10 protein-coding genes are annotated in these 14,935 nt (G+C 52.3%); all 10 read right to left on the bottom strand.

The features are described 5' to 3' along the window. Positions 1-25: 25 nt before the first annotated feature. A complete protein-coding gene (locus tag ACO0LM_RS27530; protein WP_423041970.1) occupies positions 26-685 on the bottom strand; it encodes an SGNH/GDSL hydrolase family protein in 660 nt (219 codons plus the stop codon). Positions 686-698: 13 nt separating this feature from the next. Further along, complete coding sequence (locus ACO0LM_RS27525) at positions 699-1,040, bottom strand: zinc ribbon domain-containing protein YjdM (protein WP_423041968.1); 342 nt, start codon at positions 1,038-1,040, stop codon at positions 699-701. Between the two features lie 232 nt (positions 1,041-1,272). Beyond that, on the bottom strand, positions 1,273-2,940 hold the full coding sequence (locus tag ACO0LM_RS27520) for a hypothetical protein (protein ID WP_423041966.1): 1,668 nt from the start codon (positions 2,938-2,940) through the stop codon (positions 1,273-1,275). A 42-nt stretch (positions 2,941-2,982) separates the two neighbouring features. Continuing rightward, positions 2,983-3,432, bottom strand: coding sequence for a GNAT family N-acetyltransferase (locus ACO0LM_RS27515; protein WP_423041964.1), 450 nt, complete (start codon positions 3,430-3,432; stop codon positions 2,983-2,985). Next, entirely contained in the window at positions 3,429-3,929 is a 501-nt protein-coding gene (locus ACO0LM_RS27510; RefSeq protein ID WP_423041962.1) for a DinB family protein, read from the bottom strand. Before ACO0LM_RS27510 ends, ACO0LM_RS27515 begins: the two co-directional genes overlap by 4 nt. Positions 3,930-4,042: 113 nt before the next feature. Further along, positions 4,043-4,516, bottom strand: coding sequence for a VOC family protein (locus ACO0LM_RS27505; RefSeq protein ID WP_423041960.1), 474 nt, complete (start codon positions 4,514-4,516; stop codon positions 4,043-4,045). Positions 4,517-4,595: 79 nt separating this feature from the next. Further along, positions 4,596-6,305, bottom strand: coding sequence for a patatin-like phospholipase family protein (locus tag ACO0LM_RS27500; RefSeq protein WP_423041958.1), 1,710 nt, complete (start codon positions 6,303-6,305; stop codon positions 4,596-4,598). Positions 6,306-6,634: 329 nt separating this feature from the next. Next, on the bottom strand, positions 6,635-6,868 hold the full coding sequence (locus ACO0LM_RS27495) for a hypothetical protein (RefSeq protein WP_423041956.1): 234 nt from the start codon (positions 6,866-6,868) through the stop codon (positions 6,635-6,637). A 271-nt stretch (positions 6,869-7,139) separates the two neighbouring features. After that, a complete protein-coding gene (icmF, locus tag ACO0LM_RS27490; protein WP_423041954.1) occupies positions 7,140-10,418 on the bottom strand; it encodes a fused isobutyryl-CoA mutase/GTPase IcmF in 3,279 nt (1,092 codons plus the stop codon). A gap of 300 nt (positions 10,419-10,718) precedes the next feature. Beyond that, positions 10,719-14,357, bottom strand: coding sequence for an indolepyruvate ferredoxin oxidoreductase family protein (locus ACO0LM_RS27485; protein ID WP_423041952.1), 3,639 nt, complete (start codon positions 14,355-14,357; stop codon positions 10,719-10,721). Between the last annotated feature and the right edge of the window lie 578 nt (positions 14,358-14,935).

The raw sequence follows: 14,935 nt of genomic DNA, 5'->3' as shown, positions 1-14,935 counted from the left end.
GCATTCATCTGTCGGCATTCATCTGTCAGCGTTCAATTTTTTGGTAATACTTCAACAGCGAAGAAACCACACCAACCAGTTCCCAGCCCAGGATCAGATGCTGATCTGCATCCAGGTGTACGCCATCAAATTCACTGGCACTGACAACACTACCCGCATCAAAAAAATGACAGTTGTGTACCGCTGTGACTTCTTTATATGCTTCTACCAATCCCTGGCTTTTATGCTCGCAGCCCATAAATTTGGGGGCAATCGCACCCTTGGGTGTAGTTGGCAGTGGCGGTACCACAATCAGGATAGGCGGTATTTGCATGCCCGGTTCTATTGGTGCCTGGCGTATGGTGTTGATGATCACAGCCAGGCCCTGCGATGACATCCAGGCGTCATTCTGATGCATGGTCTGGAAGTCATTGATACCCAGCATGACCACCACCAGCGACAGCGGTGTCAGGCTTTCTATGCGCTGCGCCAGGCCCTGCGCGCCATTCCGGCCGGGTTTGAAAGGGTCATCCCAGACCGTGCGCCGCCCGTTCAGGCAATCTTCCACCACACGCACATGATGCTCGGCGCTGTTCAAACCTATCTCCAGTACACCGGGCCAGCGTCCTTCAAAAGACAGGCGCTGGCGCGTAGTGGGGATCAAGCCCCAGGACAATGAATCACCGTAGACCAGGATATGGTTCATGCAAAACTCCAGCTTAAACTTTTTTCAGGTAACAGGCTCTCAACATGAAGCTGCCTGCATCCATCTTGCAATCCACTTCATGGTCACCACCCACCAGCCGTATGCTCTTTACCTTGGTCCCCATTTTCAGGGTGGTGGAAGAGCCCTTGACTTTCAGGTCCTTGATCAATACCACGGCATCACCGTCGGCCAGTACATTACCGTTGGAATCCTTGACAATACGTTCATCATTATCATCAGCACCAGCGGCTGTCTGCATCGACCATTCATGGCCACAATCGGCGCAAATATAATTGTCGCCATCTGGATAGGTATTCTCCATAGAGCAGACAGGGCATGCGGGAGATGGAGACATGGAAGGCTTTCTTGATGCGAAAAGAAAGACAGTATAGCCGACCACCTGCGTGAAACCAGCAATACCCGAGCGTATCAGTCAATATCACTGCAAGGTGTAACACGGTGTAATAAGTGAAATTTGCATGACAAAGCTAGTACCTACTTCACTTCTGCGCGGATAGTCCCACAGCAGCCAAATCACCCCGCGCAGACCCCAGGCACCACATCTGGCGATGTATGGATGTAAATAATCAGTGGTTCAGGCTACTTAACAATTTCATCATATCGACCGCATAAAATTGTTCAACTGGCTGATAGACTTTCTTGCAAGGCAGATCCAGTTGTTGCCCGGACTCTATGGTCAATCTGACTTGCGAGCGCTGCCTGCAAGCTGCTATGGTGGCCGCCAGGGTGTCAGGATGATTATATAAAGGCAAATTTTCTGACTGGATGATGTTCATGCCACCCCGCAGTATTTTGCAACCCTTGACTTCATCCACACCCAGTTTGTCTGCTTGTGGAAAGGTGCTGCTGGTGCCGCAATCCTCTCTCATTAACTCTTGCATGGCCTGATTGAGCATGGCATTTTTTTGTTGCTGGCTGGCGACGACAGTATGGGCAAACCCCGTTTGCTGGAAAAAATCACCCCATACAGCTTGCATGCTTTCCTGCTTGCCAAGCAGGCGAGGTAACCACTTACTTTTGCAGGTAGACTCTACACCGCATTCCAGGGCGTGGGCAAAGTCTGGCCGTGGTGCCTGTATCTGCCCTTGTACCTGCCTGAGCTGCTCATAAAAACCGTCAAAGCGCTCAAATGGTCCCGCCTTGCCTTGCCTGGCTGCCAAACCAAGCACATAGACCGCCAAACCACAGCGATAATCAAGTCGCCCGCCAGCTATCTGATTGGCTGTCAAATTACCCCAACTTGACTGCCGCACATTCAGCAGACATTCGCCCAGAGCCATATTCAAATCATCCGCTGCCTGTTCATGTGTCAGCCATCCTTTGCGTACTGCCATCAGCCAGCGCAAAAATTCGGCGCCACCTTCATGGATCAGACGTGCATCGACATAGGCGTCAGTCGCATCACGCATCTGAAAGCGGTGACTGAATTCATGCGACACAAACAATGTCAGCATACGTTCTGTCTCTGCATCCGGCTGTAGCGGCCAGTTGAACAAGCCCAGACGCAAGACGTCACCGGCATCGCCATCTGGCCTGGCACCACCAGGACCAACTACCCTGGATGCAGCAATGATGGGCATGTCGAATGTTGCCCTTGGCAATGCCTGGTGCAAAAAAGCGATGGATTCGGCAGCTATCTTGCGTATGTTGCTGATGTTGGCCTCACCCAATGCAGGGTCAAAATAGCCGATGAAATTGCCATCCGTCTTCAATACTTTTGGCAATAACAGAACGGACATGTCCTCGCCTTTTACGTCGGTCGGCCTGGCATGGTCTGCAAACACCTGGGCATTCATGGCAATACCGGGGGCACTAAAACTGTAGCTGACTTTGCCACAGCCTGTCTCCACCGCGTAATTACTGGTATGGACGTAGATCGCATCGGCCACCGGGAAAGCAGCCGGATAGCCCCGCACTTTATTTGTGCTGACAGGCACTTGAAAACGTAATTGTGTACACGTCGCTTGTTGTGCTTGTTGCCCCTGTTGCGCGTATTCATTACTCAAATGCTGACCATCTGCCTTGCCACAGGCATCAAGAGGTTGCCAGGTGCTGCGTATTTTTGCTGCATCACTACCTTTTTTCTTGAAAGCCAGGCTGGGACAAGCAGGCGGTAATTGATAACTCACTTCCAGTGCCTGTGAATGCAGATATTTGATATTGACGTCAACATCTGCATTGGCCATGCCAGACACGGCTAAAAAACTGGCGACGAGTAGCTGTCTATATCTCATAATATATCTCACAAAATTTTCTACCCACTCAGTAAAAATCACTTAACTGTTACAGTTGACTAACTGCGGCCCAGCATGTTCCAGCAAACAATACACGCCATCGGCACCATGGTCCTGCTGTAGTTCCTGCCAGCCCAGGTGACGGTAAAATGCCATGCCGGCTGTATTGTTGAGCACACATTTCAAACGCCAGGGGAAAGCCACGTGTGCCTGCAAAAAAACCAGCAGCGCGCGGCCCAGACCCTGGCCTTGCGCGCGCGGATGTACATACAGGTGATGGATATAGGCATGTTCAGGCTGTACTGCCAGCAGGGCCAGTACCTGATGCTGCGCATCCACCGCCACCCAGATCACTTCATCGCGCGAGATGGCGGCAAAATCAGGGATCGCCTCTGCAGGGCGTACCTGCCAGGGCGCTTCGATGATGCAGTGACGATAAATTTCCTGCAGTTGCGCCGCATCTGCATCTGTCGCCAACCGAATATGAGTCAAGTTGTAGACCGGGGAGTCTGGTGCAGATACACAGTCATGAGATCCCAGGGCGGATCCACATCGATCTGTGACAGGATACGCCCGACAGCACCCCTGTGGTAATTGCCATGTGTCGCCACATGCAACAGCATTTCGCCGCGCGACATATTGCCCGGTTTTCCATCGACAAAAGTGAAATGGATCTCTTCAGCGAAACTGGCTTCCGGCTGCTTGCCCAGATAATCCAGCAACCATTGATCGGTCTTGCTGACACGCTGGTGCAAGTCATCCTGCGCAGGGGTATCCGGGGTATTCAATGCGGTAAAGCCGTGTGGCAGTGATTGCAGATTGGCGGCAAATATCTGGTCGACGACGTGGATATGGTTCAATATGCGTATCGCATCATGCACTTCACGCGCATGCGTGTCGGCAGAGACGGTGGCCAACAGGCGAAACAAATCCTGGTTCGCCCAGGCCTTGTATTCAAATAAAGTCAGCAAGAGTTTTTTGGTTTGCATGGGCGTCTCCCGATTTGAGGTAGTGACCTATCACCCAGGCATTTTACCCGCACTTGCCAAATCGCCGGGCTGACCAGATCAGTACACCTGTCACAATCCCCTCACAATCCCTATCACAGCCCCTGGTAAGCGCGGTCCAGCGCGGCAATATCTATCTTTATCATCTGCATCATTGCCATCATGACGCGCTGGGCTTTGACTGGATCGGGATCATTCAGATAAGTGATCAGTGCCTGCGGTACGATTTGCCACGAAACGCCGAAGCGGTCTGTCAGCCAGGCACATTGACTCTCTGTACCGCCATCCATCAGCTTTTCCCAGTAATAATCGACTTCCTGTTGTGAATCACAATTCACCACAAAGGAAATGGCAGGATTGAACGTGAAATGCGGGCCGCCATTCAGCGCCACAAATTCCTGCCCTTCCAGAATAAATTTGGCTGTCATGACCGTGCCTTTCGGCATCGGTGCACCATCGCCATAGCGAGCAATGCTCAACACTTTGGAATCTTTAAAGATACTGGTATAAAAATGTGCAGCTTCTTCAGCTTGCTGGTCAAACCAAAGAAAAGGGGTGATCTTTTGCATGATGCCTGCTCCTGTAGTAGATAGTCAAAACACGGTGTGATGAGCGCTCGTTCCTGATAGTGAAACACGTACTGCGGCCCTACGCCATCAACTTCATTTTTTTCAGATCCTTGCTGATGACCTTGCTGGCATAGTCAATAATTTCTGGTTTTTTGAGTTTAAAAAATAATTTTGCACCATAGCGTATCAGGGCATGATTGGTATCGAAATACTGATCGACCAGATGATCCAGCAAGACATCCAGGCGGTTCTCCAGACTGTCTGTCAATTGCGCAAGATCGCTCTGCGAATAAGCAGGCCATGGCGCTTCATAACAATCGGTATCCGCGACAGCCACCAGGGGAATGATCGGCAGATAGCGTTGTCCATCTGCTGATGTCTGTATCTCGCCCTGTTGATCCTTGACGCCCTTGACGCAATAGGTCTGGCGCTGCTCTTCAGTCCAGTTGACAAACAAGGTATTCTTTTCTGGCAAAACAAAATGACGGCGCAAAAATTGTTGCATATTGCGTCGCCCCAGAAAGTAATCGTGCTTGCGGAAATCACGTTTCAAGAATCCCCCAAAACCGCCGAGCGAACCGCAGGCAATAGGGAAGACAGAGTCGCCGCGCCTGGGCGCAATCAAAAACCGTGAAAATACGTCTTCATGTAAAGCCAGCATCAATTCATCCGGCTTGAACCGGGCCTGGTTTTTCAATGCAGCAAACAGCTTGAACGTGGTTTTCAACAAATCGGGGGCTGGTTGCTCAGCGGGATCAAATGAAGAATTACTGGGGAAAGGATCGATCAGCAATACTGCCTTCCTGGCTTCCTTGCCATCGCGCTTGTTGCGACCACCATTGCCACACAAGACATTGCGCGCCAGTTCCAGTGGTTCATTATTCATCACGCCGCCATCCACACACTGGAATGGAAAATGGAAACCCTTGGTTTCCGGTTTCCAATTGGCAGGTATCGGTTGCTCGGTAAAACACTGATGTGGGTGTTCAGTTTCAGGCGTAGGTACATCCCACAGGCGGGCGCTGTAGACGTCTGGCGGTGTATCCAGTTGTATCACGTGCTGCAGGGTACGTGGTGCCAGGCCAACCGGGAAGGCGGCAGATGCCAGCGCAGCCAGTTTCAGCCTTTCTGTTCGTTCGTCGTCCTTGCCAGCGGCAAACACCTGCCACGGCATGAGATAACGGTCAGGCAATGCTTCCTGTGGCCTGTCACTGAAACGGAATTGTATGTAGTCCGCATGCAGGGACATGTCGTAACTTGCCCCCGCACTACCCTGCAATCCAAACGCATACGGCACGCCGCGTAGATTGGTGACGGTAAGTATCAGTTCAAAATTGTCGGCGACGTAGGCGCGCTTCTGTTGCCTGGGCACTACATCCAGCCCGCTATCGGCAATGTCCCTCAATATGCTGGAATCCAGTATGGAAATGACTTTGCTGTTCTTGTCAGCCAGATCACGGCTTTCCAGCAGGCTGGAAATATCAATTCTATCCACCCAGGAATCAAACAACCTGTTCTTGCCCTGGTTATTTTCCGCATCCTGTTCTGTGGCAATGGATGGCTGATCCGATCCCAGGTAGGCTGCACCCAGGGCGGCACTGATACCACCCGCCGACGCACCGGAAAATACCGACAGCCTGACATCATGCGGTGGCACATTGCCTGCGGCCTTCGCCGCATACCAGGCATCCAGCGCCACGACCATAAAATCAACCACACCAGCCGTATACGCACCTGCTGAAATTGCCCCGGCACCAACCAGGCCAATTTCAAAAGTCTGATCATCCATTGCCTATCCTTTTAATAATATGTCGGGGGGAGGACAAAATCATTGCCAATGCAATAATGTTATTTATTTATTAAAAAAGCAAGACCAGAGATTCAAGTTTCTGAAATACTTTTCGCGCAGGCTAATTTCTTGCTGGCTACACCAACAAACGAAAAAATGTAAACCGATGAAGGCAGGACTTATTGAGCAATACTGATCGGTACACCCGGACATGCAGGTGGTGACTACACGGAAGCGGTTTGGCAGGACTGCGTCACGCGTCGCTATGCGCAGGCCTTGCACGGTATCTGAACGCCTTGCTGGCACTCACAAAGTGGGTGCCATGTGTTCTATTTATTTGCCTTCTTTGCAGGCTGGCCACCAGTCTGCACTTCGATGACATCCCTCTGTGCATCAGCAGCTTTTTGCACGGCATCTTCCACCTGTTTGGCTTTTTCCAGTTGCTTGCGCTGATCTTCCATGATCTTGATCGGCGGCGGCGCTTCCGGCTCAGGCTTGGATTCCTTGGCTTTGCCGCAGGCACAAATGACACAGCAACTTAACAGTATGAATAAAGCACGCATGGTAAGACTCCAGATTGACAATTCCAGCCGCGCACGAAAGCAAGCCTGGGCGGCGATATAGCATTCTAGCAATAATCCCCCAGCCTTAGCGCAGAAAAAGAAAATCCCGGAAAAATCCGGGACTTTTCAAAACAACTCGTACACATGACACGCTGAGAAATTCATTTAGCGGGATGCAGTACAAGGCGCAAAGCACAGCAATACGTCGGTATTGCGAGCATTTGCAACGCAGTAATGCGCCCGCTAAATGAATTTATCAGCGTGTCAGGCATTACATGTTGCGGCGATACTGCCCTCCCACCTCGAAGAGCGCCGTAGTAATCTGCCCCAACGAACAAACCCTTGCCGCCTCCATCAACCTGGCAAACACATTTTCATTATTGATGGCAGCCTGCTGCAAGGCGGCCAATGCCGTCGGTGCCACGTCGGCATGACGGCGATGGAAATCCGCCAGGCGTTGCAATTGCGACTGTTTTTCTTCTTCAGTAGAACGCGCCAGTTCTATCTTTTGTGGCGTGTCATTGGACTTGGGATTGCGGAAGGTATTGACACCGACGATGGGCAGGGTGCCATCATGTTTCAGGTGTTCATAGTGCATGGATTCTTCTTGTATCTTGCCGCGCTGATAGCCGGTTTCCATCGCACCCAGCACACCACCGCGTTCGGCGATACGTTCAAATTCCTGCATCACGGCTTCTTCGACCAGGTCGGTCAACTCTTCGATGATGAAGCTGCCCTGGATAGGGTTTTCATTCTTCGCCAGACCCCATTCACGGTTGATGATGAGCTGGATGGCCAAAGCACGACGCACTGATTCATCGGTAGGTGTGGTGATGGCTTCATCATAGGCATTGGTGTGCAGGCTGTTGCAGTTGTCGTAGATCGCAATCAGGGCTTGCAGCGTGGTGCGGATATCATTGAAATCGATCTCTTGCGCGTGCAGAGAGCGACCGCTGGTCTGGATATGGTATTTGAGTTTCTGGCTGCGATCATTTGCCGCATACTTGTCGCGCATGGCCACGGCCCAGATACGGCGGGCAACGCGGCCCAGTACCGTGTATTCCGGGTCCATGCCATTGCTGAAGAAGAAGGACAGGTTGGCCGCAAAATCATCGATGTGCATGCCACGCGCCAGATAGGCTTCGACAAAGGTGAAGCCATTTGACAGCGTGAAAGCCAGTTGCGAAATCGGATTCGCACCGGCTTCGGCAATGTGATAACCAGAGATGGACACCGAATAGAAATTGCGCACCTGGTGATGAACAAAATATTCCTGTATATCACCCATGACTTTCAGCGAGAATTCTGTCGAGAAGATACAGGTATTTTGCCCCTGGTCTTCTTTGAGAATATCGGCCTGCACGGTACCACGTACATTCTGCAATACCCAGGCGCGTATCTTGGCGGATTCATCGGCGGTTGGTTCACGCTTGTTATCGGCGCGAAATTTATCCATCTGCTGATCGATAGCGGTGTTCATGAAGAAAGCCAGGATGGTCGGCGCCGGACCATTGATGGTCATGGATACCGACGTCGCCGGATCACACAGGTCAAAGCCATCGTACAAGACTTTCATGTCTTCCAGCGTCGCGACGGACACACCTGAATTGCCGACCTTGCCGTAGATGTCTGGACGTATGGCCGGGTCTGCACCGTACAGGGTGACGGAATCAAACGCGGTCGACAGACGTTTGGCATCCATGCCTTGCGACACCAGTTTGAAGCGGCGGTTGGTACGGAAGGGATCACCCTCACCGGCAAACATGCGGGTAGGGTCTTCACCTTCACGCTTGAAGGCAAATACGCCAGCGGTGAAAGGGAAAGAACCCGGCACATTTTCCAGCATCAGCCAGCGCAGGATTTCACCGTGATCAACAAAGCGCGGCAGAGCTACCTTGCGTATCTTGGTGCCAGACAGGGACAGCTGTACCAGGCGGGTACGGATTTCCTTGTCGCGGATCTTGACGACATATTCATCGCCGGCATAGGCGGCCTGCATGTCTGGCCACATGCTGATGAGTTTCTTGGATTCGCCATCCAGGCGGTTTTCACGTTCAGTAATCAAGTCATCGAAGTCAGCAGATTTGCCAACTGCTGACAACATGCGTTTGCTTTCCTGCAGTTGCTGGCGTTCACGCGCTATCAAAACCTGCTTGCCGGTATTCTTGTGATAGGCACGCACGGTATCTGCAATCTCTGCCAGGTAGCGGCTGCGGGCCGGTGGCACGATGACATTCTTGCCGCTGGAATATTTGACATCAATCGCTGCCAACTTGCTGGGCTTGGCCCGCAAGCCATGTTGCACCAGTGCTGGCAAAATACCCTGATACAGCGCAGTCACACCGTCATCGTTGAAGCGCGATGCCTGCGTGCCATAGACCGGCATTTGATCCGGCTTCTGGCTCCACAATTCGCGGTTGCGCTGGTATTGTTTGGCGACATCACGCAAGGCATCTTGCGCGCCCTTACGGTCAAATTTATTGATGGCGACAAAGTCGGCAAAATCCAGCATATCGATTTTTTCCAATTGCGATGCAGCACCAAATTCAGGTGTCATCACATACATGGAGACATCAACATGCGGCACGATGGCCGCATCACCCTGGCCTATGCCTGAAGTCTCGACAATCACCAGATCAAAACCGGCGACCCTGCAGGCCGCGATAACATCCGGCAGGGCTTGTGAAATTTCAGAACCAGCTTCACGTGTCGCCAGCGAACGCATGAAGACCTTGAGCTTGCCCTTCCACGGGTTAATAGCATTCATGCGTATGCGGTCACCCAGCAAGGCACCACCTGATTTGCGACGCGAAGGGTCGATGGATATCAGGGCAATGTTCAATTCATCATCCTGGTCCAGCCGTATGCGACGTATCAATTCGTCCGTCAGTGATGATTTGCCGGCGCCCCCGGTACCCGTGATACCCAGGGTCGGCACCTGGCTGAGTTTGGCAGCAGCCATCAACTGCGCGCGCAGTTCCGGCGCGACCTTGTCGTTTTCCAGCGCGGTAATCAATTGCGCCAGCGGACGGTGCTTGTCGGCGATATCGCCATCCTGCAATACCCTCAGCGTCGTCGGTGCATAGCCGGACAGATCACTGTCACAAGCCTGTATCATCGATAAGATCATGCCCACCAGGCCCATGCGCTGGCCGTCTTCCGGGCTGAAAATGCGGGTCACGCCATAGGCATGCAGGTCAGCGATTTCTTCTGGCACGATGACTCCACCGCCACCGCCAAATACCTTAATATGGGCACCACCGCGTTGCTTGAGCAGGTCTATCATGTATTTGAAGTATTCAACATGACCACCCTGATAGCTGGAAATGGCAATGCCCTGGGCATCTTCCTGCAGGGCGGCAGTAACGATTTCTTCTACCGAGCGGTTATGGCCCAGATGGATCACTTCGGCACCATTCGCCATCAAGATGCGGCGCATGATGTTGATGGAGGCGTCGTGGCCATCAAAAAGGGACGCAGCGGTCACAAAGCGAACTTTGTTGGCAGGCTTGTATTCGGTCAGGTTTTGGGCAACGGACAGGTCAGTCATGTCTTCCTCATCGGTCTTGTTTTACTTCAGTAAATATTGCTATTTCACAAATTTTTACTGGATTTGGGTTAAGCTAAGTTATATGACGTTAACGTAAACGTCAATATGAATATGTGAATTGGCAATCCGGCCCTGTATGCGGCTTGCAGCAGTGAAATGTCTGGAAAGCGTCATGGATACTGGGTTTGATTTCAGTGTAGTCCGCAACAGAAAATCTGCCTTTAGCCTGCATACTGGCTTTGCCTGGCCGGCAAGACAGACATGCTATGCCTGCCTTGCCACAATGCCATCAAATCGGGGTCACGCCACGCGTGTCACTTCCATGATGGCTGTTGTTTTTTGTGGATTCAGCAAAGCTGCTTTTTCTGCATGATACGCCTGCATGGCCTTTTCTTTCACATGACCGTAACCACGGATTTTCTCTGGCAGACTGGCCAGTGCAATCGCCTGTTCCAGATTATCCGCGTTCAGTCCGGCCGCCAGTTTTTCCATCAGTGCGCGGTATTCAATGATGAGGGCGCGTTCTGCCTTGCGTTCTTCTGTGCGGCCAAAGATATCCAGCGCCGTACCACGCAAGCCCTTGAGTCTGGCCAGCAGCTTGAATGCCTGCCAGACCCAGGAACCGTATTGCGCCTTCAGCAGATGACCTTGCCCGTCTTTTTTCGAGAAGAGAGGTGGCGCCAGATTGAATTTCAGGCTGAAGTCCCCTTCAAACTGTTGCCGTAGTTTTGCGGTAAAGTCGCCATTGGTGTACAGGCGGGCGACTTCATACTCATCCTTGTAGGCCATTAACTTAAAGGCGTATCTGGCGACTGCCATGCTGAATTTGTTACCGGCATTCAATGCAGATTCTGCTTTACGCACTTTGTCGACAAGCTCAGCATATTGCTGGGCGTAGGCGGCGTTCTGGTACTCCGTCAATACCGCAATGCGGCGTTTGACGAGAGCATCCAGACTTTGCGGCATCTGGATGACGACAGGCTGGCCGGGGATGGCGATTTTTTCTACGCGAGCAAAGTCCACCGCTGCACGGCGGCCCCACAGGAAGGCTTTCTTGTTGGCTTCTATCGCAACCCCATTCATTTCTATCGCCCGCAGCAAAGCTGTTTCGGATACCGGTATCGCGCCTTTTTGGTAGGCAAAGCCCAGCATGAACAGATTGGTGGCAATGGAATCGCCCATCAAGGCAGTTGCCAGTTTGGTGGCATTGATGAAATCGACCTTGCCACCGACCGATTCCGAGATCAGGTGTTCTACCGATTCCAGCGGGAATTGCCAGTCAGGATTTTTGGCGAACGGCCCAGTAGGCTGTTCATGGGTATTAATGACAGCACGGGTACGACCAGCACGCATTTTGGAAATGGCGTCATGCGCACCCGCAGTCAAGATATCGCAACCCAGAATCAGGTCTGCTTCACCGGTCGCGATACGCTGGGCGCGCAATTTGCCAGCCTGGTTGACGATGCGTATGTGCGAGGTCACCGAACCATTCTTTTGCGACATGCCCGTCATATTGAGTACCGATGCGCCCTTGCCTTCCAGATGCGCGGCCATGCCCAGCAAGGCACCAACGGTAATCACACCTGTGCCGCCGATGCCGTTCAACAGGATATTGTAAGAGCTTTCACAGACCGGCAACACGGGATCAGGCAATGCGCCGAAGTCATCGGTCTTTGCCGTGCCGGTTCTGGATTTGACCAGTTTGCCACCTTCTACCGTGACAAAGCTGGGGCAGAAACCCTTGACGCAGGAATAATCCTTGTTGCACGACCATTGGTCTATGCTGCGCTTGCGGCCAAATTCCGTTTCCACCGGCATGATGGAAGTACAGTTGGATTGCACGCCACAATCCCCGCAACCTTCACAGACTACTTCGTTGATGAACATGCGCTGATTGGGGTCAGGGAATTCGCTTTTTTTGCGGCGACGACGTTTTTCGGCAGCACAGGTCTGGTCGTAAATGAGCACAGTCGCGCCAGGTACCTCGCGCAACTCGCGCTGCACGGCATCCATGTCCTTGCGGTCATGCAAGCTCACAAAGTTCGGCAAATTGGATCTGTCGGTATAGCGCGACAAGTCTTCTGTCACCAGGGCGATGCGCTTGACGCCTTCTGCTGCCATCTGCTGCGCCATCATCGGGACACTGATAATGCCATCAACAGGCTGGCCACCAGTCATGGCGACCGCATCGTTATATAAAATCTTGTAGGTGATATTCACCTTGGCGGCGATGGCAGCGCGGATCGCCAGATAGCCGGAATGGAAATAAGTACCATCGCCCAGGTTCTGGAATACATGCGGCAGGGTCGAGAATGCGGCCTGGCCTATCCATGGCGCACCTTCGCCACCCATATGCGTAGTCAGTTTGTTGAATTCAGGGTAAATCGCGGTCGCCATGACATGGCAACCTATGCCAGCCAGGGCCAGGCTGCCTTCCGGCACCTTGGTCGAGGTATTGTGCGGACAACCAGAACAGTAATAAGCCGGACGCGCGGGCGTATTGACTTGCTTGCTGAGTACCACATCCTTGGCTTCCAGAAACGCCAGGCGTGCCTTGATCAGGTCGCTGGTATGGAAGCGGGCGATACGCGCCGCGATCACGCGGGCAATCTGTGCCACCGAGAAATCTGCTTTCGAGGTTAACAGCCATTCACCACGCGGATGTACCCATTCGCCTTTTTCATCAAATTTGCCGATGACGCGTGGGCGTACATCGTCGCGCCAGTTATACAGTTGTTCTTTCAGTTGGTATTCAACCATCTGGCGTTTTTCTTCGACCACCAGTATCTCATCCAGACCCTGGGCAAATTCGCGCACGCCATCGGGTTCCAGCGGCCAGGGCATGGACACCTTGAACAGGCGTAGTCCTATCTCGGCAGCGAACTTTTCGTCGATGCCCAGTTCTTCCAGCGCTTCCAGCACATCCAGATACGACTTGCCAGATGCCACGATGCCCAGTCTTGCGGTCGGGCTGTTGATGGTCACATGATTGAGTTTGTTGGCACGCGCATAAGCCAGGGCTGCATAGATTTTGTAATCCTGCATCAGCGCTTCCTGCTTGCGTGCCTGTATGCCCAGGGTATCCAGCGACAAACGTGTATTCAGGCCGCCTTCGGGCATGACAAAATCTTCAGGGATGGTGATTTGCAGACGGAAAGGGTCTGCATCCACCGACGAGGTTGATTCCACCGTATCTGCCAAGGCCTTGAAACCAACGGCACAGCCGGAGAAACGTGACATGGCCCAGGCATGCAAGCCCAGGTCCAGGTATTCCTGCACATTGCTGGGGTACAGCATGGGGATCATGCAGGCAGAGAAAATATGATCGGACTGGTGCGGCAGCGTCGAAGAATACGCACCATGGTCATCGCCGGCTACCAGCAATACTCCACCGTGTTTCGATGTGCCTGCATGGTTCATATGCTTGAAAACGTCAGCACTGCGATCCACGCCGGGGCCTTTGCCATACCACATGCCAAACACACCATCGTATTTGGCCGGGCCTATCAGGTCTACAGTTTGCGAACCCCAGACTGCGGTGGCGGCCAGGTCTTCATTGACGCCGGGCACGAACTGCACATGGTTTTGTTCCAGCAGTTTTTTGGTTTTCCACAATGTTTCATCCAGGCCACCCAGTGGTGAGCCGCGATAGCCGGAAATAAATCCCGCCGTGTTCAAGCCCGCAGCCAGGTCACGCTGGCGCTGCATCATGGGCAGGCGGACCAGGGCTTGTATGCCGGACAGGAAGATGGTGCCGCTATTCGACGTGTATTTATCGTCGAGCTGTACGTCATTCAATTGCGGCGGGCTGGTGATCTGGCTGGCTTCGAGTGCATCGATGGCTGAGCTTGCAGGAGCTTCGCTGCCGGTGGTAGTAGTGTTTTTTTCGAACGGCAGGGACGAGAGTCCAGCAGACTCCAGGGTGGTGTCGGATGACATAAGGTGGCTCCAAAATTTGTAATTTAGATCGCAAAGAGCATGCGTTATGTCCGGTAAGACACAATTTTGCTCGTAGCCTATAGCGAGGTATCAGAGATAGGCTCTCGTTGCGTTGACAGTGGTAACTGTCATTTTATTCGAATTCGATACAAAATTCGATGTCAAGACATCATGCATTCTGTCACGGTATAACCCAATAACAATATGCCATGGCTGCACCTTCATTCATATCGAATCAAAGAGACATCAAAGGAAGCTTTCGAAATTTCGCTGCAGCGCTTCCTCGACTTCCTTTGAAATCTGCTGTGTTCACAGTGTAGGTTGAATACGCCGGCAGGGAAAATATGGAATTAAAATAGGGCTATCATGAAAAGTGATACCTTATATTGCCAGCCTTGCCAGTGGACGATCTTCCAGCACATCCTGTTTGCCGGCAAAACGCATGTCCCTAAGAACCTTACATGGACGCCGCCATTTGCCAAGTAAAAAACGCATCATGATTTGCAGGAATAGATTGCACGCTTACATCCGGCCTGTTATTGCGACAAATGCCGCTGGCCCCTATGGAATTCGCTGAC

The sequence above is a fragment of the Undibacterium sp. Di26W genome (assembly GCF_049340265.1).
Taxonomy (GTDB): Bacteria; Pseudomonadota; Gammaproteobacteria; order Burkholderiales; family Burkholderiaceae_D; genus Undibacterium.
The sequence above is the reverse complement of the archived record's forward strand: the minus strand, read 5'-3'. Positions and strand labels throughout refer to the sequence as shown.

Bases quoted from the DNA above. Each gene is read 5' to 3' on its own strand.
- ACO0LM_RS27505 (WP_423041960.1), bottom strand. From the start codon at position 4,516: ATGCAAAAGATCACCCCTTTTCTTTGGTTTGACCAGCAAGCTGAAGAA.
- ACO0LM_RS27520 (WP_423041966.1), bottom strand. From the start codon at position 2,940: ATGAGATATAGACAGCTACTCGTCGCCAGTTTTTTAGCCGTGTCTGGC.
- ACO0LM_RS27485 (WP_423041952.1), bottom strand. From the start codon at position 14,357: ATGTCATCCGACACCACCCTGGAGTCTGCTGGACTCTCGTCCCTGCCG.
- ACO0LM_RS27500 (WP_423041958.1), bottom strand. From the start codon at position 6,305: ATGGATGATCAGACTTTTGAAATTGGCCTGGTTGGTGCCGGGGCAATT.
- ACO0LM_RS27530 (WP_423041970.1), bottom strand. From the start codon at position 685: ATGAACCATATCCTGGTCTACGGTGATTCATTGTCCTGGGGCTTGATC.
- ACO0LM_RS27525 (WP_423041968.1), bottom strand. From the start codon at position 1,040: ATGTCTCCATCTCCCGCATGCCCTGTCTGCTCTATGGAGAATACCTAT.
- ACO0LM_RS27510 (WP_423041962.1), bottom strand. From the start codon at position 3,929: ATGCAAACCAAAAAACTCTTGCTGACTTTATTTGAATACAAGGCCTGG.
- icmF (WP_423041954.1), bottom strand. From the start codon at position 10,418: ATGACTGACCTGTCCGTTGCCCAAAACCTGACCGAATACAAGCCTGCC.
- ACO0LM_RS27495 (WP_423041956.1), bottom strand. From the start codon at position 6,868: ATGCGTGCTTTATTCATACTGTTAAGTTGCTGTGTCATTTGTGCCTGC.